Origin of the sequence: Streptomyces sp. SudanB52_2052 (genome assembly GCF_964272415.1) — a bacterium.
Classification (GTDB): Bacteria; Actinomycetota; Actinomycetes; order Streptomycetales; family Streptomycetaceae; genus Streptomyces; species Streptomyces olindensis.
The window spans coordinates 62,934-85,251 of record NZ_OZ186796.1; the positions used below are offsets into that span (position 1 = coordinate 62,934).

Consider the following 22,318-nt stretch of genomic DNA (forward strand, 5'->3'; position numbering starts at 1 on the left):
TCCACCGTTGAGGTGCGAGTGAACGGACGACAAGCGCCGACGCGGCGCGTCGCGCAGGCGTCGACTCACAGTGGTTGCGAATTTGCGCAAAGCATGGGTGCCCCGCAGGACCACCGACTGACTGATCGCGGCCAGAGATGTGCGATGAACTAGCGCGGAAGGGCCCGTTCCGTCAGAGCCTTGCTCAGCCTCTGCATTTATGCAGCTAGGGCGAGCCTTATCACGACCGGACACTGAGCTGTTTCCAACCTCAGCTTGAGCAGGTCAGATGCAGGGTGAGGACCGCACCCGCAGCAACCACTTCAAGCGCTGAACACTTCGCGAAGCGCTGCAGGCGGTTGCGAGCTGGCAGGTTGGCAACGACGACGAAAGGCGGATCAGGGTGCCGGCTCAGACGTGCCTCGCGCCTGGTCGCGGCTGGCGACCACCAGGTATCCATCGCTCTCGGGGTCGAAGGTGGTGGACTGCACCGTGAGCCCGACACTCCGCAACTGAGCCACGAGGTCCTCGTACCGGTAGGGCCAGATGGACAACCGCTCCGAGCAGGCTCGCACTGCCCCATCCGGCTCGATCTGGACGACCACGATCTCAAGGAAGTGTTCCTGCTCCCAGCGCTGCTCGATCTGCCAGTAGTAGCTGACGACCGCATCGCGGTCGTTGCGGCGGATGAGTCGATCGCGGACGTCTACCCGTGAGCCGGCGGAGCGCACGAGCTCCCAGTTGCGTGAGTGGAGCACAAGGCGTCCGCCCGGATTCAGCAGCCGCGACATCGCTTTCAGTGCGGTCAGGCGCCCGGCTGCGCCCTCGGCGTGCCCGAGCGAGTTGCCGACGCAGAACACCAGATCGAACGTGGAGTCCTCCAGGTGGTCGGGCAGCTCGTCCCAGCTCGCGCGGAGGGCTCGAAGCGAGACACCCTGCTCGTCGGCGGCCTTCTCGGTCCGGCGAACCATCCCATTGCTGGCGTCTGAGGCGACCACGTCAAGGCCAAGACTCGCCAGACCGACGGCGAGCTGGCCGGTTCCACACGCGCAGTCGAGGACGCGCGCGTTGGGCGGCAGAGAGCCCACGACGTCGCTGTAGTAAACCGCGGCTGCCTTGGCGGGGGTCAACCTGTCGTCCCCGATCAGCCACTCGTATACGTCGGAAAGCGCCCCATAACCAGCCACCGCGATAACCTCCATCACTCGACGACACGCGGGCTCGACCGCGCCGGCGATTCGGACCTTGCGCCTCGCACTGTGCCGGGCCGTGTCAGCGCAGCATTGAGCAGGACCCAACCACTTCCGGCCGCTGAGACTCCACCGGATTTCGTGGGAACCGCGGCACGCCGCACCGACGCAGGTCCCCACTCCACCAGCGCCCCATCGGCCACGATGGGGACCGTGGTCGGCAAGCGCGCGTTCACTGCGGAGCGCTTTAGGCACAGCCATCCAAACTGATTGCCGAAACGCCGCGTCCGGATGAAGGACCGCCAGCGACCGCCTCTACTGTGGTGAGCTGGCGGTGGCATATAAGGGTTGCGGCGATGGCGAGGAAGTGAACTGTCTCCAACCTCAGTTTGAGCAGGTGAGGTGCAGGGTCAGGACGGCCTGAACGAGCTTGGTGATGCGGGTGGTGCTGCAACGGAGCTTGCGCAGGAGGCGCCAGGTCTTGAGGGTGGCCATGGCCGGCTCGACGAGTGCGCGGATCCTGGCGTGCGAGCGGTTGACGGTTTGCTGTCCTGCGGACAGCGTCTCCCATCGGCCCCAGTAGGGCAGCCGTATCGTGCCGCCGGCACCCCGGTAGCCCTTGTCAGCGAAGCAGGCGACGCCGGCTTCGGTCAGGGCGTCGATGATGCCGTGGGTCCGCGCGGCCTTGATGTCGTGGACCGCACCGGGCAGCGCGGGTGAGGCCCACAGCAGCCGCCCCGCGGGATCGGTGATGACCTGCACGTTCATGCCGTGTTTCTTGTGTTTTCCGGAGTAGTAGGGGCGGTCGGCGGCGATCCAGTCGATCGGCAGCAGCGTGCCGTCCAGCATGACGTATGCCTTGGCGGAGGCGGTTTTGATCGCTTCGGCGAGAGTCGGGGCGAGGGCGGCCAGGACATCGATGGCCTCGGCGACGTACCGGTAGGCGGTGGTGGTGCCGACGCCGAACCCGGCGGCGAGCTGGGCGTAGGTATGACCGCAGCGCAGGTGCGCCAGGACGAGCAGGGCCTGGCGGCCCGCGCTCACGCGGCGCCAGCGAGTTCCACGTACCTGACGGCGGGCCCGCAGGCGAGCGGACAGGTAGCGCAAGGACGAGGTGGACACATCGACGCCGGACGGGTAGACAAGCACGCGGAAGCTCCTGTTGGACAGGCGATCTTGGTTGTGAACCCGTCTACCAGGAGCTTCTTCACGTCCGGACACCGCCCCACCAGCGCACCTACCCACCCACCGAGCCAGGTTGGAAAAGGTTCACTGACAGGTTCCGACGTGTTGATGATCGCGGGCAGTCGTGCAGACGACCGGCTGCCCGGGCCGCATAATCGCTCCCCACCATGTCCAGAGAACCAGACAGACAATGCATCACCGTTCTCCAGGCCATTTCCCCGGCCAGGACTCTGCAGTCCGGCAGTCCCGTCACCGGCCCGCTCGAGAATCTCCGATGCCGAGGAGGCCAAGGCTGACCCACTGCAGCCCACCCAGGTAAAGTAGGCAAACGACAGTCTGTCCACCTCCAAAACCGCAGGTGAGCACGCGTGGGGGTCTGTCCCCCAGGTACCGGGGCAAGCTCAACGGCAATACGTCTTCCGCACACGCGGGGGTCTGTCGTCGACGATCGGCGCCGGCAGCACCTGCCCGCCGCTACCCACACATGTATGGGTCGTTCCACTCGCCTCACCTGCAAGGATCCCAACGGCCCGGCTTCCCCGCGTGTGAGGGTCTGTCAGGCCGATGGACATGGTCTCGGTAACTCCCACATACCGTGGGGGTCCGTCACCACCACGAGGCTGCAGAGCCGATTCTGCCCAGCAGGGCATTGATCAAGGCGCCGTCCATGGGGACAGCGTCCGCCAGGTGACCGCAGCGTGACCAGGTGTCGGCACGCCATCGCCGTCATCCGTCCTCGCGTACATGAAGGGCGTATCGGCGTCCCGGTCTCCCTTGCCGCGTCTCAGGCCGTCGAATTGGAGACACCGAGCGAAGTCGGAGCTAGCCGATCTGTGGACCAGCATCCATGGTGCCAGCGGCATCGGATCGGCGTCGGGTGACACGATGAAGGGCTGATCTGTGACGACGGGCGTCTGGGTAGTGATCTTGCCTGGAGCGGGCTTGCCAGTACCTCTAAGGTTCAGGACGTCGACTGAATACGTCATTCCGTCGTATGTCATGGACGTAGGGACTGCGAGCTCCGCGCGCCAGGAGGTTAGAGCACGGTGGGCGAAGCAACGCAGCAGACCGTCGAGTCGCCTAGTTTACGGCACCACCACCAGCAGACGCGGCGGCCGCGCGAAGGCACGCAGCGCCACGAACCGAAACTCATCAGCCACTCCCCCACTGTGGCAAAGCAGCCCTCACCCAGGCAGCCGAAATATCCCCACGCGTGGCACGCTCCCCTCCCCCGCACTGCCCCGCTCGGCCACCGGCAGGCACACCCCGACCCGAATCTTCCGGACACCGAAGCACGCGACACCTGAGCCGGCCGCACAGCGAACGACCAGCGAAGCCGCGCCACTTGATGCCCCAAGCGAAGACGCCCCAGGGCACCGCCGGACGACCAGTCACCGAACCGACCATCCAATAAGAGTGGGATAGAAAACTGCAGGTCAGACGGCCACTCCCGTGGGCTTCTCAGTTCACTGCGCTGGAGATTCTCAAGCGATGTCACCAAGCCTTCTCATCTGATGTCACCGAATCTGCGCCGAGCCAGCAGAGATGCATGGCATCCAAGTGAGAACTTATGGTGACACCGAAATGAGAAGTCGCAGTCCCTATGGTGGCCTCTGCCGCAGGCGCGCACGGCACATTCCGGCCTCATACGCGGCGGAAGGCTGGTGGACCTGTGAGACCCAGCGGCTCCCAGCGGGGCCGGGCAGGCGGTGCGCTCCAGGGCCCGCAGCAGTTCGTGCTCCCACCTGGCGGCCGGGTGTCATCGGCGAGCAGGCCGGAGGCCGCCGGGAAGGACGTGACACGGGACAGCGTGGGAATCCCACCGCCTTCTGGGCCTGGCCGCTTGACCGACGGGCCGTACGGCTGCGGACGGGCCGTCAGCGCTTCCGTCGGGCTGCGGGGTCGCGCTCGGGTGAGCGCCCTCGTGCGAGGGTGTGTCTCGATCCTCCCGGGCGTCACCGCGCCCGCGAGGATCGTGCCTCGCGCTCGTCGGCGATCCCGTCCAGTTCGCGCATCGCCTCGGCGTGGGCGCTCGTCCGCCGGCTGACGCTGCCGCTGGTGAACAGGACCGCTCCGGCCACGGACACCGGCACGGACAGTCCCAGCACGGCCACGGCCTCCGGCCAGTCGCGCTCGTTCTGGCAGTAGTCGCCGCGGCTCAGACCCTCGTTGGCCGTGCCGCGCTCCGTCATCAGCCGCGACTCGCATTCCACGGGGTACCGGTCGTCGGGCTTGCGGTCCACCTCGTACGGGGTCAGGAGCAGCAGGGTGCACCAGCTCCACAGCAGCCCGGCCACGACCAGCAGACCGATGCCCCAGGCTCGGGTCCGGCTGGCCTGGTCACGGAAGTCGAGGTCGTACTCACTTGATCGCACGACGGGTGAATGTATCAACGGCTCCCGCTGCATGCGGCATAGCCCGAGGAAAGGCTGCCCAGCGGGCAGCGAGCAAACAGCAGAGCAGAAGGCACGCGGCGTCCCGCCGTGATCAGGTCGGCGGCCCCGGGGGCCCACCCCTCACGGCGCTTGGAACAACGAAACCGCAGTCAGCGGTAAGCGGAGAGACCAATACGCCGCAGGTGGGAGGCCCGTGGCCAGGCCGCCAGCGTAGGGGGTGTCGCCGTACGGGACGAACCCGAGCGTCGACCAGAGCTCGCGCAGACGGTCACGGGCTCGGGCCCACTCGTCCTTGCTCATGCCCGTTGTGTCGATCGGAGCGGGATGCACCATCACCGCGCGGCAGCCGGGCGCCAGGCGGCGCAACGCGTCCGGGGCGATCATCGGTCCCAGGCCGAAGCCCCGCCACCCTTCGACCAGCTCGGCCTTGTCGAGGACGAGCAGGTCCTCGCCCCAGACCTCGGTGAGCTCCTCGAACTCCTCGGTGTAGCCGTCGCGTTCGTCGTTGAAGACGGTCTCGGCGATCTCGTAGAGGTTCTGCGGTTCCTCTTCCATCGCCCAGAACGGGTTCTGCGAACCGCCCCAGCGGACCTAGACCAGCTCCATGCGCCTGTACGAGGCGGTGGCCCGGGTGACCGTCCGGGCGGACGCGGCGCTCGCGCCGGCCTTGGCGGAGCCGCTGGCTGGTGGTGCCGGAGGGCAGGCGGGTCTCGGAGCTGGAGCGGCTGCGCACGCCGCCGGTGAAGTCGACGGGCACGGCGATGGTGCGGCCGCCGGGGGGCGTTGCCGGCGCCAGACGTCCATGGGCGGGCGGCGCCCCTTGTGGTACGCGGCCAGCGGGTCGCCGCCGTCCATGCGCGGGACGGCGCGGGATGGCTGGTTCGGCGGTCCGGGTAGGAAGTGCTTGCCCGTGGAGTCGATGGTCTCAGGCGGCCACGGTGGTCGGCCGGGCCGCAGCGAGGTCCTTCGTGCGGGTGCGGACGTCGTCCACCGCACCGGTCCGGCGCGGGCCGGCGGCGTCCAGCAGCGTGTTGAGGCGGAAGGCCTCGTCCAGTGCCTGGTGGGCTGCGGCGGCGCCGTGTTCCGGCTCGCCCTCGGCGAACAGCGCGGCGGCCAGGCCGATGCGGTCCATGACCTTCACCCGGTCGAAGCCGGGCCTGCGCAACGCGAGCGCGTCGGTGAAGTGGTCACTGGCGCGGCGGTTCCGGCTGATGCCGGTGAGGTCGCGGGCGGAGACCGCGCGGGTGCCGACGTGCTCGGCGGCGTCGAAGTAGTCCACCCACGCAGGGACGTCGCCGAGGCCGTCCGTGACCAGTTCGTCCGCGGCACCAAGGTGCCGCTCGGCACCTTGCTCGTCGCCGAGGGCGGCGTGCACCCGCCCGTCTGGGAGGCGCCCAGCGCCCTGGTCGCGGGGATGCTCGCCTTCTTCGCGGCGACGCCGAGGAGACCGAGGGCGTCCTGGGGATGCCCGAGGTAGATCATTTGGTGGGACATGCGGGTGATGCTCTCTCCCCCCACCACCACACACACGGTCTGCCTGTCCGGCCTCGAGGCGGCGTAGAAGCCGTACGACCAGAACCGCGGATGTGGGCGGACGCCGACGTGTGCGAGGGGCACGCGGTGCTGGAGATCGGCACCGGCACCGGCTACTCCACCGCGCTCGCGTGCGAGCGTCTCGGCTCCGCCGACGACCAGCATCGAGGTCGACCCCCACCGCCTGGAGCAGGCCGCGAGCGCCCTCTGCGGCTGCGGGTACACGCCGACGCTGGCGGTGGCGGACGACCTGTACGGGTACTGGCCCGAGGCCAAGTTCGCCGGATCGTGGCGGCCTGCTCCTTCCGCGGTGCCGTCCGCCCTGCTGGCGCAGGCCCGGCCGGGCGGGAAGATCCTGCTCACCCTGTCGGGCTGGCTGTGCGGGTACGCCCGAGTCCTGCTCGCCGTGGCGGAGGACGGCACTTTCGAGTTGGTGGGAAAGGTCGGCGTTGGGCTGGGGGGCCGACCCGTCGATGCGGTCGACGTCCAGGTCGTCCACAGCGTCCTTGACGGCGTCTTCTGGGACGGTGGCCGCGTCATGGATCTCTTCCTCTACCGCCGCGACACCCTCAAGCTCCCCCAGCTACAGGTCACAAGGCCACCCCTCTATGGCCTGACAGTAAGAGAGAGTATGCCGGTTTGACACTGTTGCCGATCACCGCGCCCGCGTCCCTGCTGGACGTCCATCGTCTCGAGCCCGAAGCCGGGGGCTGGGGTTTCACTGTCGAGCACGCGGTCGCGACGGCGGCCGGCGACACCCACGTGCTGACCGGCCTGCGCCGCTACCGCGGGCAGGGGGCTGGCTCGGCCGACCCCAAGGAGCAGGATTTCGGCTACCAGCTGACCCGCATGATGGTCCCTTCCGCAGCGACCGCGCGCAGGGTTCAGCAACGCTGGCGAGAACGTCCATGCCCCATTTGAGGACGAGGGCGTACCCCAGGCAGCTCGAGAAGGACGACTGAGACGTGAACACCACACAGGTGAAAATCCCCATCGCTGTTGGCGCTGTAGTGGCTGTGGGCCTCCTGGGGTGCGCCGCCTATCTGTTCGAGATCTCCCCATTCGACAAGCAGGTCGTACGGCGACTCGATCCGCACCCGCGCGGGCGGTCGGCCGTCGCGCTCGTTGCGCGGCCGCAGCCTTCCGCGCCCGTCCACCAGGAAGTGCTGCACCAGGATCTGCCGGAGCACCTCGGCCTGCGCCGGAAGGGCGCCGCCGGGGAAGCATGCGTAGAGGCGCTCGAGCAGCTCGCGGGCGTCGGCGCCCACCTGCTCGAGCCGGGCAACGGGGTGGCTGGGCTGGGAGCACAGTCGCACCGGTCGCCCGTGGCGTTCGGCCCACTCGGCGCTCACCAGCTCATCCAGTACGTCCGGCGCATGGCGGGCCACGACCTCCAAGGCGGCGCGGACCGCCTCGGTAACCAGCTCCAGGCGGGTTGATTCCCGTGCGGCGGACAGGATGTGTGTGGAGTCGGTGCGCTGCTTGCCGCGGCCCTCGAGCAGGCCGGCCCGCCGGATCCGGGTGAGTGCAAGGCCCAGCAGGCGGTCGGCGCGGTCGCCCTCGGTGAGCCGGTCGCGGAAGTCGGACAGGACGCTGTGGTGGAAGCCGGGGTCGTCCAGCTCCAGCCCCAGCGAGTATTTGAAGTCGATGCGGCAGCGCACCGCCTCGGCGACCTGGCGGTCCGACAGGTTCATCACATACTGCAGTCCGCAGACGGTGGCCAGCTGCGCGGGCGAGAGCCCGGGGCGACCGTCGCGCGGGTACCAGGCGGCGAAGTCCTCATCGTTCCACAGGCCGTCGAGGCGGTCGCGGATCCACATCGCGGTGGTGCCATGAAGGTTACTGGCCCGGGCGACCCGCGCGGTCAGCGGCGGGATCTCCGATCCGGAGTGAGACGGGAGGGACATGTCGGGCTCCTGGGGAACATCGGCGGGACATCCCACGAGCCTGACGCAACGTCACGATCATTAACTGCCCGTCTTCAAGATTCCCGACAGAGTCGCTCACTGCTGGGCTGGCCACCGCCCCCACCGCCTCGGCCGGGGACTACAACGGCGCGGCTGGCCTCGCGTCTGCTTCTACCTGACCAACAGTGACTGGAACAACGGTCGGCCCACGGCCGCGTACCAGGACGTCACCAGCTCCTACCAGGACCTCGGATCCAAGAGCTACGCCGCCACCTATGTCCGGAACACCCGCAACGACGACCGGGTCTACCTGCGCGTCTACGACAAGTACAGCGTGACCTACTACTGGTGCCTGCCCCCCAACACTACCGTTCCACTTCAGCGACGACGTCAGGATGAGCGGCATCAAGATCCAGACCCAGTCCACCTGCCCCTCGACCTAAAACTCACGCTCCACAAAGCCCGGGGCTTGACACCCTCGGGCTGCCCGACTGTCAAAGAGCCCTCGGGGCTCAACCTGAATGGTTATAGGTTCCCAGTGCGCCGAAAGACCTTCAGGCTGTCCAGACACACCTGCCGCACCCGCGGCGCGCACACAATCCATGGGGGAGCACGTGAAGAAGAAGATCCTTGCCAGCCTTGCCGTCCTGGGTATTGCGCTGACCGCATCCACTGTTCCTGCCGAGGCCAAGACATCGGACGGATGGATCCGCGGATACGACGGGTACGGCGACGATCTGGACGACGAGGGGATGCTCAACACGTACACCTTCGAGAACTCCAACGCCGCCTGCTTCTGGCAGAAGATCCTGTGGGCCATGGGAGCTGAGTACGACAGGGACGGCAGCAAGTTCACGTACAGGATGGCCGACGGCATCTTCGGCCCGAAGACAGCGCAGGCGACCAAGGATCTGAACTACCGGATTCGGAAGGTGAGCAGCTCCGACGCCACCAAGGAAATCTTCTACTACATGGGAAATCGACTCGTGAAGACCGGCGGTTCGACCGCTCGTGGCAAGGACCTGTACCTGGAGTTCCGGGGCGAATCCTACACATTCAGGATCAAGCGGAACTCGGAAGGCAAGTACACCTTCGACGACCGGAACGGGAATCACGTACAGGCGGGATACCGCTACCGGACCTGCCAGTAGTCCGCCGACAGGGCTCCAGCAGATGATCGGCCCTGCCCGCCTTGATCTCCGTGATCAGGACGCGCAGGGCCTCGCTGCTGTCGGTGAGGTGCACGTCGTCCTGCTCGGGGCGGCGATGCAGCCGTCGTGATCTGACGCGACCGGGACTGCGGCCCCGCGGATGGCCCGGTGAGGGTTGGTATCCGCCCGTCCCGCTGCAGCTCGGCGCGCGACAAGCGCAGCGGAACCCGAGAACCGCCTCAGCCGACAGGGCAGACGATCTTCACCATGGACACCCGCCGCCGACCAGTACGAGCACGGCAACTCGCCCGCACACCAGCCCACCTCACCTGCACGTTTCACGATGCAGGGCCTCAGTGCGTGCCGGAGCGCTCTCAGAACCGGGGGGAGGGAGGGCGCAGGGGGATCACCTCGGCCGTGGGGAGCTGATGTGCCTGCCGCAACTGGTCGTTTTCGTCAGTGAGTTGGTTCAGGGACCGGATCAGGCCGGTGGTGTCGGTGCGGAGTTGGGCGAGTTCGCGGTTCTTGTTGGCGATGGTCTTCTTGAGCCGGGCGATCTCGGCGCGCAGCCGGAGCTCGACGTCGGGGGTGGCGCCGCGGTCCTGGACGCGGGCGTAGAACTCGTTGCGCAGGTCGGGGTGGCGCTGGGTGAGGGCGTTGCGCGGGACCTGTGCCTCGGCGGCCCGGGCGACGACGGTGAGGGCGCCGTTGGAGTGGGTGGGGGTGCCGCCCAGGATGCAGTCCATGGCGTCGCGGATGCGCTGGCGTTCGTCGGCTGGTGGGGTCACGAGGTGGGCTCCGGGGTGATGCGGGTGGCGTCGTGGGTGTCCACGTGGTGGCGCAGCCGGGCGGCGGCGGTGTGCAGGCGTTCGGCGATCGAGTCGGGCAGGTGCTCTGCCTGGTGGGTGAGGTGGTCGGCCCGGTGCCGTAGTTGGGCGGCGTGCTGGTCGGTGCGCAGCATGTTGGGGCAGCCGGCCACGCAGCGGTCGAGGGCCGGGGTGTGGGTGTGGGTGCCGCGTTCGCACAGCGCGGTGGCGCTGTCGTAGCGGCACAGCAGGAGGGCGTGGGGGTTGTCGTAGAGGACGGCTCCGTCGCGGGCGAGGAACTTGCGGGCGAAGGCGGGGGTGATGGTGGTGCCTTCGAAGCGGTGGGTGGTCGCGGCCTGGCGCAGGGCGTGGCGGGCGGCCGGTCCGGAGACGCCTTCGCCGTGGGTGTGGCGCTCGTGGAGGTCGGCGGCGGTCTCGGCCGTGGCGAGGGCGGTCTCGATGTCGATGAGGTCGTGGATGCCGCGGCGGGAGCGGGTGGCGTAGCCGCTGGCGGTGGTGGTGTCGAGGGTGAGTGGGGTGCGCAGGTGGCCGTACTGGACGGCGAGGGCGACCAGGCCTCCGGGCTGGCGGGCGATGTGCCAGGCGAGGGTACGCCGCAGGCGGGAGCAGGTGACGGGGCCGTGCGGGTCGGGCGGGACGGTTTCGTGGGGTGTGCCCCGGGTGGTGGCTTGGTGGTGGATCCAGGTGAGGAGGTCGGTGATGCGCTGGTTGAGGCCGACGGTGCCCAGGACGCGGTCGCGGCGGGTGTGGGCGTGGTGGTCGGTGGCAAGAGCGCCCGGCCGGGCGGGGTGAGGCGTTCCAGGACACGGATGGCGGTGACGGCCGGGGCGATGGCGACCCAGGGGACGGGCCGGGGTATGCCCGCGGAGGGGTGGTTGCCGTCCGGGTCGCGGGCGGACTTGAAGTGTCGGGCGTTGATGAGGTTCCAGGAGGGAGGATGGTCGGCCGTGCCGGGCTGGGGGTCTGACAGCACCCGGAGTTCAGGGCGAGAGATTCCTCGGGGCGCATGCCGGTCAGGTAGGAGATGACGACGAACGCGGCGGTGACGAGGTGGCGCAGGAGGGCGGGGGCTTCCGCGTAGTCGAGGCCGGTGCGCCAGGGCCACCCGCCGATCTGTCCGGTGACCGCCACGGGCAGGGGGCACGGTCCGGGGTTCGCGGCGGTGGCGGCGGTGAGACGGTGCTCGCGGGTCATCCGGTCGACCTGGTGGAGCGAGGCGCCGGTGATGCCGGCGACCACCAGGTGCGGGCGACGGCGGGCCGCCCGCGCCTGGTGGTCGCCGGCAGCGGGGCGCCGCTGGTGAGCAGCGGGAGCAAGAGCTGTTCCAGCGCAGCTGCTCCGCTGCCGGTGGTGGGGTTGGTGCGGGCGTCGGCCGCGAGGCGCTTGGCGGCGGAGGCGGCGCCAAGGATGTCGTCGGCGAGGTCCTCGACCAGGCGCAGTGACCAGGTCAGCAGCGACGCGATCGTGGCGGTGGCCAGGGGCTCGGTGGTGTTCTCGCCGCCGCCACCGCGCTGTTGGGGCAGGTAGTCGTCGGCGAGTTCCTCGACGTCCCAGGGAGGCCTCGCGATCCCCGTCGGGTGTGTGGTGAGCTGGTCGTAGGCGTACAGGCGGGAGATGGCGCGCAGTTTGCCGCGGGCGGTGCGGCGGTCGGTGGCGTCTGCCTTGAGATGCAGGCCGTAGGCGCGCAGGGCCGCGGTGTCGGCGTCGGCGAGGGTGCAGATGCGGCGACGGTGGAGGAAGCGGGCGAGGTCGATCCACTGTGTGACGGTGGAGGCGATGGTGGAGGCGGCCAGCCGCGAGCGCATGGCGGCTCCGCGAGAGCGCAGGTAGGTGGCGGGCAGGTCGCTGTTGATGAGCTGCCAGGCCGCCTCCTTGAGCTCGGGCAGCAGCGGGGCGGGGCAGGGGTGCCAGTGGATGGCCGTCAGGCCCCGGCTGGGGTGGGCGATCAGCGGGGCGAGCGACCAGACGGGGTCGCGGTAGCGGCTGTTGAGGTCGCGTGCTGGGGTGCTTGGATGCGTTCGGCGCTCACCACCGGGGCGCCCGGGTGCACGGTGCTCGGTGGTGGGGTGGTGTCCGGTGCGGTGCTCACGGGTTGAGGTCTCCGGCGAGGAGGTGGTCGACGATGGCGCGGTCGGTGTCGGTGACGGCGGTCAGGGCGTGGCCGCGGGCGGCCGGGCCCAGGCGCTGCCACAGGTCCTGGAGGCGTTCGTGGTGCTCGGCCCAGCGGGTGTCCCAGGTGGTCGGCGCCGTGGTGGAGCGCAGGTTGGCCAGGGCCCGGTCGAGGTGCGCGAGCCGGGGGTGGTGGCCGGGGTGGACGCGGGCGTTCGCGCACCCCAGGCACAGCAGGAAGGAGGCCGCGCAGCCCCCGTTCCCGTCGGGCCAGGCGCTCGACACGGGATCGTGGCAGTCGGCGGTGGCGGTGGTCTGGTCGGTGGGGTCGGCCGTCTCGGCGAGGCGGGCGGCCAAGGCCGCGCGGGCGTGCTGGAGGGCGGCCTCGGCGCCGGCGGCGATGACGGGCCGCGCCTCCGTGCGGGTGCGCTGATCGGCCAGGACGTAGGTGACGTCGTAGGTGCGCTGGGAGTGCTGGGCGGGCCCGCGGCCGCCGCGGACGACGACCGTGCGCCGTCCCCGCTGGAACGGCGAGCCGGACAGGCCGTGCCGCCGGTGCCACCAGCGGACGTCGTCGTAGCTGATCCCGATCACGAACGGGCCGACCCGCAGGCGCTCGCGATCTGCACTGCTGATGGTTCGCAGGGCGGTACGGGAGACGAGCAGATAGTCGGCGGCCGGATCGTGGGCGGCCACGGCGGCCCGGGCGTGGACGGTCGCGGCGAGGGCCTGGGTGATCAGGCGTCCCGGGGTGCGCAGGCCGAGGTCGGCGGCGTTCTCCGTCTCGTGCCAGCGCTCCGGGCCGCGCCGGCGCTTCTCGACGGGGATGCGGTAGACGGGCGCGCCGTCGCGGCCGGGGTCCGGCTCGGTGCGCGGGACGCGCAGGCGGTCGATGACGGCGAGGTTCCAGCCGAACTCGGCCATCAGCAGCACCCCCAGGGAGACCGCCTCCGTGCGGGACAGGAACAGCCGCGCCACGGCCTGCCCCCTGCCCCGCCGAGCGCCCACCGGATCTTCGCCGGCACGAACTCCTTGCCGGACGGCAGCATCTCCCGCGGCACGTCCCCGGTGCGGGCGATCACCTCCAGGACCTCGCCCAGGGCGTGCTCCGGGCTCCCGGGCTGCGTCCCGCCGGCCCGCCAGGCCTCAAGGGCCCGGGTGTTCGCCTCGATGCTCAGCACCGCGGCACGGAACTCATGGCGGGCCACGCGCTTGATGGCCGTGAACTCGTCATCGCCGTAGGAGGCCACCTCGCCGCGCACCGGTGTGACGCGGCGGGCCAGCGCCTCGGCGACCGGCCCGTCCTGAGGCCGGACGTCCTCGCGCAGCAGGGCGCTGATACTGCGCACATCCGAACTGCCACCGGGGGTGGACACCTTCGCCAGATGCCACCATTCCAGCTGCGCGGCCGTCAGCCTGTCCACATCCGGCGGGCAGTCGTCCAGTCCGGACAAGAAGCCGCAGAACCGGCCCACCTCCCGGAAGGCCGTCGTGGACGTGGCGTGCGAACCCCAGACACCGGCCCGGCACCGTGCGGCGAACAGCACGGCCAGGGAGCGCTGAAGGGCGGCCGGCACCGGCAGACGGGAGAAGTCGTAGACGGTGACGGCTCCGTCGTGGTTGCGGTGCTCCACCAGCAGCCCGACCGGCTCCTCCCCCAGCCGCGGGGAAGGGCACCTCCGGGCCGGGCATCGCCGCCTTGCGGCCTCGCCCGCTCACGCCGCCCCCGCCGGGGCCATCGCGACGTCGATGTCCTGGATCCCGCTCGCCTCGTGCGCGAGCCGGGCGAACACCACGTCCATGTCCGCCATCGGCCCTTCCAACGGGGCAGACGCCGACGACAGCAGCGACTCCAGCTGCAGATGCCGTACCGGCGCGAGATAGCGATCCACAGTCACCTCCCGAGTGGCGTGCCCGAGCAGCCCCTGCACCAGAAACCACGGATCGCCGTACAGCAGCCGGAAATCTTGCCGCTCGGCCGGAGTCGGCCCGTAGCGGTGGTCCATGACGTGGTTGAGGACGACCAGCATGAACAACGCGAAGGAATGCCGGGCGGAGTGCGGCGTCGCGTACGGCGCGTACACCCGGTGTGGGTCCGCGACCGACTCCGACGGGGTCAGCTCGGCGCGGCAGCGCCGGTTGGCGGTGGCGAACACGCCGTTCCGCGAGTGCGGCTTCAGCGGCAGGCCCTGCTCGTTCAGCCACAGCGGCTCTGGCCCCTGCGGCCCCTCGGTGAACAGCAGCATCCGCTCCTGCCAGGTCAACAGTTCCAGCGCCCGTTCACCGCACCCGTCCGGACCGCTCCACCGCACCTTCGGCGACCGGCCCCGCGTCACGGCGGTCACCAACCGCACCGGCAGCCGGTCGTACAGCCCCCGCCGCTGCGCGGAGCGCACCGCCCATGCCCGGGAGGAATCGACGTAGTCACCGATCCCGGCGGCCACCCGCACCGGCGTGTAGAAGGTCCGTGAGCGCTTCGCCCGCGTCGACTCCGACGCGACCGTCCCGTGGCAGTACCGCCCGCCGGCCAGCCGCTGCACGGGAACCTCGAACGTCAACAGCGACGCGGCCACCTGCCGGCGCAGACCCGACGTGGTGAGCAGCTCGACAAACACCGTGTTGCGGTCCTCCAGCCGGCCCGCCCAGCCATGCACCGGCCCGCCGTCGGCAGTGCGGCCGCGGGCCCGATGTCCGCCCACAGCTTCCAGGTCCGCGGCGTCAGCCAGTGCACGTTGCTCGGCCGCGCATCCCGGGCCCGGCCAGCAGCCTGCCGCCCCGCCGTCGGCGACACCCTCACCAGGCCCTCCCGCACGGCCCACCGGTACAGACCGGTGATGGCCGCCCGCTCCCGGTTCCACTTCGAACCGCCCACCCGCACAGGGTTCTGCGGAGCCAGCCGGCGCCAGAACTCGAAGTCGTCCAGGTCCCGCGAGGTTGCCTCCCGCCACCCTTTGCTCCGCCGCCACAGGAACTCCAGCCACAACGTCAGATCCGTCGCATAGTTGCGGCGGGTTTCGAACGGATGGGCGCGGAACGCGAATGATCTGGTGTAGCGGCTCAGGCCCGGATCGACTCGATATTCTGGCGACAGAAAAACGGCATCACCGACCACCGTGCCGGAAGCGAGTTCCTGCTCCGCCAGGCGCTCGGCCCACGGCCGAAGGCCCCTGCTCATCCTGTCGGGTGACCAGTCGTCCTGGACCCAGAGGACTCGCCATGACGTACGGATGTACCCCTTCAAAGCGCGATCAACACGCTCATTGAATAGGGAACTCGTCGCCTTGCGGAGCCTGTGATGCCCCTGCCCGACAAAGGCCCCTACCTGATGCGGTTCTCCCCCGCAGCGCCCCCGCCGGGCGACGACGTGGCCGAACGCCCCGCCGGCCGCGCCTGGCTGAGTGCACTCACACCCCGCGGGCAGACCGGAGCCACTCAGCTCACCCGCGCCCGCGACTACGCGCGCACCGCCCCCGTCACCCAGCTCGTCCTCGAACCCGGCACATTGCTTCATCGACATCCCGGAGTGGAACCGCACCGACATGCCGCCCCCCCCTGGGGCGGATCATCGACCGCACCGAGATCGTGCGCCGCGGACGGATCGTCACCACCGGCAGGTCACCCTGGAACGCGTCTACGCGATGACCGACCTGACCGCGGAGCAGGCCGACGCAACCGAGATCGCCCGCCGTGTCCGCGACCACTGGGGCATCGAGAACAAGATCCACCACGTCAGGGACACCACGTACGCAGAGGACATCTCCCGCGTACGTACCGGCACCGCTCCACGTGCCATGGCATCCCTGCGCAACCTGGCCATCGGCGCTCTCCGACTCGCCGACCAGACGCACATCGCCGCTGGACTCCGTCACAACACCCGCGACGCCAACCGTCCACTGACCACCCTCGGCATCATGTGATCAACCAGGACACGTCACCTGAACGACGCGGCCCTGGTCTGGCGGTGGCGCTCAGGGGGCCGCCGTGATCTCCCAGAGCTCCGTTTGCTTCCCGGTGCACGCAAACTGCTCGAGCAGGGCGAGTTGTTGGGGGCCAGCTTTCGGCCCCTGTTCCATGCACTTACCGCTGCCCTTGTTGACCAGTGTGGACTTGCCGGTGTTCTCGATGCCGACTTGCGCCCAGAGCTGGCCTGCAAGGTCCTGGCACGTGTCGTTGGTCACCAGCGCATTATCCTTGACATCATCGCTGGTCAGACACTTTCCCGCATTTAGGTCTTTGAGCTGGAACCAGCCACCCTTGTCAGGAATCATTTCCCACTTCTGGTTGTTTCCACCGACAAACGGGAACAGGACCACATCCGCGCCGTCTGCTGTAGAGCCGTTCCACACGTCGACGACCTGGTTCCGATCCTGGGCCGTGCGGAGAACCCACGCCTTCCCGGCGCGCTGGTCGACTGAGACGTGGGATGCAGCCGCAGTCGCCGGATTCGCCGCCAGGGGACTGGGCAGCAGGGCCAGCAGCGCCGTGCTGCTGACAGCTGCCCGAGAGGCGATGGACATGTCGTCTCCTCCCGGTGGTGATACCCCGCCGCATTGACGTGACGTGCGGAATCAGGATCAGAAACGCGTGCCTCGCTGAGCGTTCTGGTCAGGAGATAGACGCAGAATTCCGCGTCCAACTCACCTGGATCCAAAGTCTCAAGTCTCAGCTCCAAGGGCAAGTCGGCAAGCCCGTGAGCACTTTCTGTGCTCGTCGTGCAGGTGCGTGAGTGTTGGCTTACAGTGGTTTACGCGATGCCTTCTTGCACACCTGCTTGCGGCGTGGCGACGCAAGCAGCCACCGTGACGGCCCACGATCCCGAGCCCATCCCGTAGTAGGCACGGCGCCGCTCGGTAGTTCGTCGGTGTGACCTCTGGCCCTCATAACGCTCGGACGAACAGACTGAGAGTTCCGAGGAGATGGCAGTATGTCTGAGATCGCCTATTGTAAGATTCATCCAGCGATCGGGATAGCGCGGGTTGGCAACGGCGACGAGTGCTTCTACGCTCCTGAGACGCCGGATGAGAAGCCCAAGGATCCAGGCTTTTATAAGGACGCGAACAGCACGGCGAAAATCAAGCGGCAGGCGGCGCGTTTCCGCGTCTACGGATACGACGAGCACGACCAGGTCACCGGCGAGGTCCTGGACGGGCTGGACGGCGCCAGCGTCGAGTGGACGGCCCATCTGGCCAATACCAAAGCTGCGTGGTACCAGTTCACGATCGCGCTGGATGTTCCCGAGGCCCAACGCCTGGGCAAGGAGAGTTACGGCCGTCGCAACGCGAAGATTTCACGGGACGCACTGCGGATCGATCCAGGCCCACGGACGATCCAGGGGCGGAGCCAAGGCGACGCCCAGCATCAGTTCAACGGGACGATCTCGGCCAACGGCCAGAACACCCCGGTGTATCTGGGCGAGTTGCGGACCGACGAAGAGGGGCGGCTGGTCGTGCTGGGCGGCAGGGGCACCTCCGCGTCGTTCACCACACGGCCGTCCGAGCTCACCACGTTCGGGAACAACGACGGCTGGCACGACGACATCTCGGACGGCCCGGTGACCGCCACAGTCACGGTGGGGCGCAAGCAGGTCGAGGTGAGGCCGTCGTGGGTGGTGGTGGCTCCGCCCAACTACGCCCCGGACGTCAAGGGCATCGTGACGCTCCATGACCTGCTGTACGACGTGTTCGTGCAGGGCGGCGCACTGCCGTTCCCCAACCAGATCAGCTTCGCCGAACATGTCGAGCCGCTGCTGCTGCGCTTCAGCCGGCACCAGTGGGTCAACCAGGGCTTCGCCGCCGAGTTCGGCTGGAGGGGCCCCAACGACTTCAGTTCCGCCGACCTGCCCGCGGGGTTGGGCAGCAACAAATCGCAGTACCGGGAGCTGCGGCGCCGCGTGTACTACCAGATGCGCAACTACGACCGCGACGGCCTGTCGCCGCTGCCCTGGCCCTGGCTGTACGGGGACGCGATGTCCACGCCTGCGCAGTCACCCCGCCAGTACAGCAGGCTGACAGCGACCCTGGAGCAGATCCTGGAGCTGTGGGTGGCAGGCACGTTCGACGACACGACGCCGTACCCGACCTACTCGTCGTTGCAGGAAGCGCCGGTCGGCCAGCAGCCGGGCCTGCTGGACCGGGCGGCCCTGGAATACTGTCTGGCCGACGCTTTCCACCCTGGTTGCGAGGTCACCTGGCCGATCCGGCACGACACCCTCTACAGCGAGCCGTTCCGCATCCGCCACCGCGCCGACGGGCAACCCGGGCCGGACTACGGCGACTACCTCCCACCGGGGCGGGCCCTGTCGGCGACCGGCCCTCTGCACGAGCAGGGCCCGGGCGATCTGACCCGGTGGATGGGGCTGCCCTGGCAGACCGACACCGCCAGCTGCCGCGCGGGCTATGAGCTGCGCGAGCACATCGGCCCCCGCTACAGCCCCTACCTGCCGACGTTCTGGCCGGCGCGCGTGCCCAACCACGTACTCACGCAGGACGACTTCGACACCGTCACCTACGCCAGCGCCGACGACGACGAACGGCAGCAGGCCTTCGAGAACCGCGCCGTCTGGTACCGCTTCCTGGATCCCGACAAGAGGAAGGGGATGCAGGACATGATCAGCATGTGGCCGAAACTCGGCATCGTCGAGACCCACCCCTACACCGTGGGCGACGGAATGTTCCCGCAGGAGATCCTGGTGGAGTCGACCCCGGACCCCTCCCTGCCGCCGGTCCCCGACGATCAGAACCTCGTCAACGTCCATGTGCCCGAGGCCGGCGTCCCCGGGGCCGAGGACGCGCAGAACGCGCAGGTCAGCCGGACCACCGCGCGCAGGGTCGCCGAGAACACCGAGTTCGACGAGAAGCAGATCTCTGCGGGCTACGTCGCCAAGGCCGACCCGTTCGGAAACCGCCGATGACCCCGGCCCCGGCGTCCCGCCGCCGCGCCCCCATTGAAGCGGCCCAGGGTGGCTACGACGTCATTGTGGCGGGTGGCGGCCCGGCCGGGGCCGCCGCCGCCATCACCCTGGCCCGCGCGGGCCACAGCGTGCTGCTCGCCGACGCCGGCACCGGACCGCCCAAGACCGGCGAGTCCCTCGTGCCCGCCGCCCGGCTCCTTCTGTACGACCTGGGCGTCGACGTCCGGGCGCTCGACGCCGACCACCGGCCCTGCCACGCCAACCTCTCCGCCTGGGGCTCCGCACGCCTCCACCAGCTGAGCTTCCTCGACGACCCCCACGGCCACGGCTGGCACCTGCACCGGCCCGCCTTCGACAGCATGCTGCGCCGGCGCGCCCGGGACCAAGGCGCCCACGTCGCCGAAAACGTCGCCATCACCCACCCGACCGCCCGCCCGGCCGGCGGCTGGGAGGTGGCCACAATCACCGGCGCCACCTCCAGGACCGCGTGGAGCCGATGGCTGATCGACGCCACCGGCCGGCGCGCCGCGCTCGCCGCCCGCCGCGGCGCCCGCCGCATCCCCTACGACCGGCTGATCGCCATCCATCTGAGGCTGGCCCCCGCCGAGGCCGACCTGGAGGAGGCCTCGGTCGTCGAAGCCGTCCCCGACGGTTGGTGGCACACCGCGCCACACAACCCGGCCCACCGCCTCATCACCTACTTCACCGACAGTGACCTCGCCCCCGCTGCCCTTGTCACACCGCAGCCTTTGCTGAACCTCCTCGCCACCACCCGCCACACGGCCAGGCGCGCACAGGGCCGCCCACCCCTGCCCGGCGCCGCCCCGCGCCGGTGCGCCGCCTCCACCACACGGCTGCAACCCGTGGTCGGCGACCACTGGATCGCCGCCGGCGACGCCGCGATCACCTTCGATCCCCTCTCCTCCCAGGGCCTGCTCACCGCCCTGTACTCCGGCCTGAGCGCCGGGCAGGCCGTCGACGCTCACCTGCACGGCGAACCCGACGCGCTCACCACGTACACCACCCGCCTGCGCGACACCTTCCATGCCTACGCCCACGCCCACCGTGACATCCACCGCTGCGAATCCCGCTGGCCGGACCACGCCTTCTGGCAACGCCGCCACACCACGCCCCGCCCGGTCACCTCAGCCCCACACTCAAAAGCCGCACAAGCCGCAGACATCCCTCACGCGCCATGAGAGGCCAACCCCAACGGGAAAGGACAATGCGATGAACACACCCGAATCCCGACAGACGATGCCCCCGACACCCACCGGCACGCACCGCTTCACCCTGCATGGTCACGGCCGGTCCGGCAGCAGGACATTCTTCGCCTATCACGTGTCACTGTTCAACGCGCCGCCGCACGCGTACCAAATGGTGCTCCGGATCCAGCTCAGCGACTACGTGCAGAACATCTACCTGAACGAGCTCAACAACCCCCCGTGCATTCCCTGGGGATTCAGGCTCTACCACTCACTGAACACCGAACCCACCGCGGAATTCCCCCTCTCCGACCTCTTCAACGGATACCGCACCTCCTTTGTGGCCTATATCGAGCGCGTCTTCTACGATACGACCAACGGAAACCGTGACTTCCAAAAAATGTACGACGAGGGCAGGCCCCTACCGGTCCAAGTCAACATCCTGAGCGCGAGCTACCCGCACCCAATAGGCACAGATCGCTACTCGAGTGAATTCAGCGGCCTACTCTTCGGCTCCGATGAGGAAACCTTCCTCGCACACCGACTCCCAGAGGCCCCGGACTGGGACGAAGTACGCGCCATCACCCACACCCCGAACCAACTTCTGCAAGGCACCCTCGACGACTTCCCCCAGATCACCGTTCACGGCGTCCGCGACTATATGCAGGATGCCTATCCCCCCACCTCCCGCTATGAGGAACAAAGCCCATTCATTGAAGATCACCCCTACGATTCCACAGTCACACGTCGGCGCGACGGACATAAATTCCAATTGAGCTTCAGCGCATGCGAGCAACAATGGTGGAACAGCACCACTCTCAACGATAAAAATTAATCACCGGACCCGGACCTGTTTCGGGAACGGTTTATCCGGCGCTTCGGTCAGTAGACCTCGGCGCCCGACCTGCGGTCACTGAGGTTTACGTATCTGCGTGCCGTGTGGTGGCCCGGTCGCTCCGGACGTGCTCGCCCTTGGAGCTCGTAACATGATCATGACCGGGCCCTCTTGAGGCGTCCCCAGCAGATGAGGCCGCAGGCGAGGGAGACGAGGCGACGTGCAGGTCGGCCAGGCGTTGAAGTGGTGCAGGAGCGAGAAGGTCTGCTCGACGACGTAGCGGAGCTTGCCCAGGTCTTTGATGTTCGGGGCGCCCTTGCGGGAGATCACCGGCAGGATGCGGCGCTTGCGCAGCTCGCGGCGGTTGGGGTTGCTGTCGTACCCCTTGTCGCCGAGCACGGCGTCGGGCCGGTGGCGCGGGCGGCCGGGCTTGCCGGCCACGGGCGGGATGCCGTCGACCAGGGCCAGAGTCTGGGTGACGTAGTTGACGTTGGCCCCCGTGGTGATGACCTTGGACGGGGTACCCTTCCCGTCGCAGATCAGATGGTGCTTACTGCCCGTCTTCGCGCGGTCGACCGGTGACGGGCCGGCGCCTTCGCCCCCTTTCGCGCGGATGTGGGGGGCATCCACGCAGGCCCGCGACCAGTCCAGAGCATCGGCCGCGTGCAGCTCGGCGGGCAGGAGGCGGTGTAACCGGTCGAAGACACCAGCTTCATGCCACCGGCCCAGGCGGCGCCAGCAGGTCTGTCCGGAGCCGAAGCCCAGCTCCAGCGGCAGCTGTTGCCAGCTGACGTCGTTGTAGAGCACGTACAAGATGCCCTGCAGGCATAGCCGGTCGTCCACCGGCTTCGGGCCGGGCGCCTGATGCGGCCACGGCGGCAGGAACGGCTCGATCAGCGCTCACAAGTCCTCGTCCACGATCCACGGCCGGTTCCCCACAACTCACGAACGGCGGAATCGTCGTACAGGTCACGCCCGACTGGCGCACCGCAACAAGATCGTGTTACGAGTTCTTGGAGGGCACCGCTCGGTACGGGAACTGCCATCGAGGCGGGGGCGCCACGACCGGTCCGGGACGGGGAGTCCGGTTC

General features: G+C 68.9%; 21 protein-coding genes and 2 pseudogenes. 8 read left to right on the top strand and 15 right to left on the bottom strand.

Translation table 11 applies throughout. From position 1 onward, the window contains the following. Positions 1 to 377 precede the first annotated feature (377 nt). From ACSUPV_RS00275 to ACSUPV_RS00295, 5 genes are all read right to left on the bottom strand, one after another. On the bottom strand, positions 378 to 1,181 hold the full coding sequence (locus ACSUPV_RS00275) for a class I SAM-dependent methyltransferase (RefSeq protein ID WP_436946643.1): 804 nt from the start codon (positions 1,179 to 1,181) through the stop codon (positions 378 to 380). Positions 1,182 to 1,553: 372 nt separating this feature from the next. Continuing rightward, the gene (locus ACSUPV_RS00280; protein ID WP_436946644.1) at positions 1,554 to 2,318 is read right to left on the bottom strand and encodes a transposase family protein; all 765 of its coding nucleotides are present in this window, start codon (positions 2,316 to 2,318) and stop codon (positions 1,554 to 1,556) included. Between the two features lie 1,991 nt (positions 2,319 to 4,309). Further along, on the bottom strand, positions 4,310 to 4,729 hold the full coding sequence (locus tag ACSUPV_RS00285; protein WP_436946645.1) for a hypothetical protein: 420 nt from the start codon (positions 4,727 to 4,729) through the stop codon (positions 4,310 to 4,312). Between the two features lie 141 nt (positions 4,730 to 4,870). After that, the gene (locus ACSUPV_RS00290; protein ID WP_436946646.1) at positions 4,871 to 5,305 is read right to left on the bottom strand and encodes a hypothetical protein; all 435 of its coding nucleotides are present in this window, start codon (positions 5,303 to 5,305) and stop codon (positions 4,871 to 4,873) included. 370 nt (positions 5,306 to 5,675) lie between these two features. Next, on the bottom strand, positions 5,676 to 6,125 hold the full coding sequence (locus tag ACSUPV_RS00295; protein WP_436946647.1) for a hypothetical protein: 450 nt from the start codon (positions 6,123 to 6,125) through the stop codon (positions 5,676 to 5,678). Positions 6,126 to 6,331: 206 nt separating this feature from the next. Between ACSUPV_RS00295 and ACSUPV_RS00300 the strand changes: the two are divergent. Together ACSUPV_RS00300 and ACSUPV_RS00305 are read left to right on the top strand one after the other, a co-directional pair. Then, positions 6,332 to 6,713, top strand: a pseudogene (locus ACSUPV_RS00300) (ATP-grasp peptide maturase system methyltransferase); the annotation flags it as partial. Between the two features lie 209 nt (positions 6,714 to 6,922). Continuing rightward, a complete protein-coding gene (locus ACSUPV_RS00305) occupies positions 6,923 to 7,204 on the top strand; it encodes a hypothetical protein (RefSeq protein ID WP_436946648.1) in 282 nt (93 codons plus the stop codon). Here the strand turns inward: ACSUPV_RS00305 and ACSUPV_RS00310 are convergent. Then, positions 7,168 to 8,190: a transposase gene (locus ACSUPV_RS00310; protein WP_436946649.1), complete on the bottom strand. Its 1,023-nt coding sequence runs from the start codon at positions 8,188 to 8,190 to the stop codon at positions 7,168 to 7,170. The two genes, ACSUPV_RS00305 and ACSUPV_RS00310, sit on opposite strands and share 37 nt — an antisense overlap. A 614-nt stretch (positions 8,191 to 8,804) precedes the next feature. Between ACSUPV_RS00310 and ACSUPV_RS00315 the strand changes: the two genes are divergently transcribed. Next, on the top strand, positions 8,805 to 9,341 hold the full coding sequence (locus ACSUPV_RS00315; RefSeq protein WP_436946650.1) for a peptidoglycan-binding domain-containing protein: 537 nt from the start codon (positions 8,805 to 8,807) through the stop codon (positions 9,339 to 9,341). A gap of 374 nt (positions 9,342 to 9,715) precedes the next feature. On the opposite strand, the gene ACSUPV_RS00320 is transcribed toward ACSUPV_RS00315, so the two are convergent. Together ACSUPV_RS00320 and ACSUPV_RS00325 are read right to left on the bottom strand one after the other, a co-directional pair. After that, entirely contained in the window at positions 9,716 to 10,129 is a 414-nt protein-coding gene (locus tag ACSUPV_RS00320; RefSeq protein WP_037769791.1) for a hypothetical protein, read from the bottom strand. Then, positions 10,126 to 10,302, bottom strand: coding sequence for a hypothetical protein (locus ACSUPV_RS00325; RefSeq protein ID WP_436946651.1), 177 nt, complete (start codon positions 10,300 to 10,302; stop codon positions 10,126 to 10,128). Before ACSUPV_RS00325 ends, ACSUPV_RS00320 begins: the two co-directional genes overlap by 4 nt. Positions 10,303 to 10,347: 45 nt before the next feature. Between ACSUPV_RS00325 and ACSUPV_RS00330 the strand changes: the two genes are divergently transcribed. Beyond that, a complete protein-coding gene (locus ACSUPV_RS00330) occupies positions 10,348 to 11,196 on the top strand; it encodes a hypothetical protein (protein ID WP_436946652.1) in 849 nt (282 codons plus the stop codon). A gap of 162 nt (positions 11,197 to 11,358) precedes the next feature. On the opposite strand, the gene ACSUPV_RS00335 is transcribed toward ACSUPV_RS00330, so the two are convergent. The 5 genes from ACSUPV_RS00335 to ACSUPV_RS00355 all read right to left on the bottom strand — a co-directional run bounded on the left by ACSUPV_RS00335 (position 11,359) and on the right by ACSUPV_RS00355 (position 15,818). Further along, the gene (locus ACSUPV_RS00335; RefSeq protein WP_436946653.1) at positions 11,359 to 11,973 is read right to left on the bottom strand and encodes a hypothetical protein; all 615 of its coding nucleotides are present in this window, start codon (positions 11,971 to 11,973) and stop codon (positions 11,359 to 11,361) included. A gap of 280 nt (positions 11,974 to 12,253) precedes the next feature. Then, positions 12,254 to 13,255, bottom strand: a complete 1,002-nt coding sequence (locus ACSUPV_RS00340; protein WP_436946654.1) for a hypothetical protein — start codon at positions 13,253 to 13,255, stop codon at positions 12,254 to 12,256. Continuing rightward, positions 13,201 to 13,911, bottom strand: coding sequence for a hypothetical protein (locus ACSUPV_RS00345; protein WP_436946655.1), 711 nt, complete (start codon positions 13,909 to 13,911; stop codon positions 13,201 to 13,203). Before ACSUPV_RS00345 ends, ACSUPV_RS00340 begins: the two co-directional genes overlap by 55 nt. An 81-nt stretch (positions 13,912 to 13,992) precedes the next feature. After that, complete coding sequence (locus ACSUPV_RS00350; RefSeq protein ID WP_382618080.1) at positions 13,993 to 14,931, bottom strand: hypothetical protein; 939 nt, start codon at positions 14,929 to 14,931, stop codon at positions 13,993 to 13,995. Further along, complete coding sequence (locus ACSUPV_RS00355) at positions 14,832 to 15,818, bottom strand: site-specific integrase (protein ID WP_436946656.1); 987 nt, start codon at positions 15,816 to 15,818, stop codon at positions 14,832 to 14,834. The genes ACSUPV_RS00350 and ACSUPV_RS00355 overlap by 100 nt, the downstream gene beginning before the upstream one ends. Before the next feature lie 97 nt (positions 15,819 to 15,915). Between ACSUPV_RS00355 and ACSUPV_RS00360 the strand changes: the two genes are divergently transcribed. After that, the gene (locus tag ACSUPV_RS00360; RefSeq protein ID WP_051649419.1) at positions 15,916 to 16,194 is read left to right on the top strand and encodes a DDE transposase family protein; all 279 of its coding nucleotides are present in this window, start codon (positions 15,916 to 15,918) and stop codon (positions 16,192 to 16,194) included. A 51-nt stretch (positions 16,195 to 16,245) separates the two neighbouring features. Here ACSUPV_RS00360 and ACSUPV_RS00365 read toward each other — a convergent pair whose 3' ends face one another. Continuing rightward, positions 16,246 to 16,794, bottom strand: a complete 549-nt coding sequence (locus ACSUPV_RS00365) for an RICIN domain-containing protein (protein ID WP_037769782.1) — start codon at positions 16,792 to 16,794, stop codon at positions 16,246 to 16,248. Between the two features lie 407 nt (positions 16,795 to 17,201). Here ACSUPV_RS00365 and ACSUPV_RS00370 point away from each other — a divergent pair, with 407 nt between their 5' ends. From ACSUPV_RS00370 to ACSUPV_RS00380, 3 genes are read left to right on the top strand one after another with little or no spacing between them, the layout of a single operon-like run. Continuing rightward, the gene (locus ACSUPV_RS00370; RefSeq protein ID WP_031121359.1) at positions 17,202 to 19,187 is read left to right on the top strand and encodes a LodA/GoxA family CTQ-dependent oxidase; all 1,986 of its coding nucleotides are present in this window, start codon (positions 17,202 to 17,204) and stop codon (positions 19,185 to 19,187) included. Next, positions 19,184 to 20,386: a tryptophan 7-halogenase gene (locus tag ACSUPV_RS00375; RefSeq protein WP_436946657.1), complete on the top strand. Its 1,203-nt coding sequence runs from the start codon at positions 19,184 to 19,186 to the stop codon at positions 20,384 to 20,386. The genes ACSUPV_RS00370 and ACSUPV_RS00375 overlap by 4 nt, the downstream gene beginning before the upstream one ends. A 31-nt stretch (positions 20,387 to 20,417) precedes the next feature. Further along, on the top strand, positions 20,418 to 21,227 hold the full coding sequence (locus ACSUPV_RS00380) for a hypothetical protein (protein WP_359791083.1): 810 nt from the start codon (positions 20,418 to 20,420) through the stop codon (positions 21,225 to 21,227). Positions 21,228 to 21,382: 155 nt separating this feature from the next. Here the strand turns inward: ACSUPV_RS00380 and ACSUPV_RS00385 are convergent. Continuing rightward, positions 21,383 to 22,124, bottom strand: a pseudogene (locus ACSUPV_RS00385) (IS5 family transposase). Between the last annotated feature and the right edge of the window lie 194 nt (positions 22,125 to 22,318).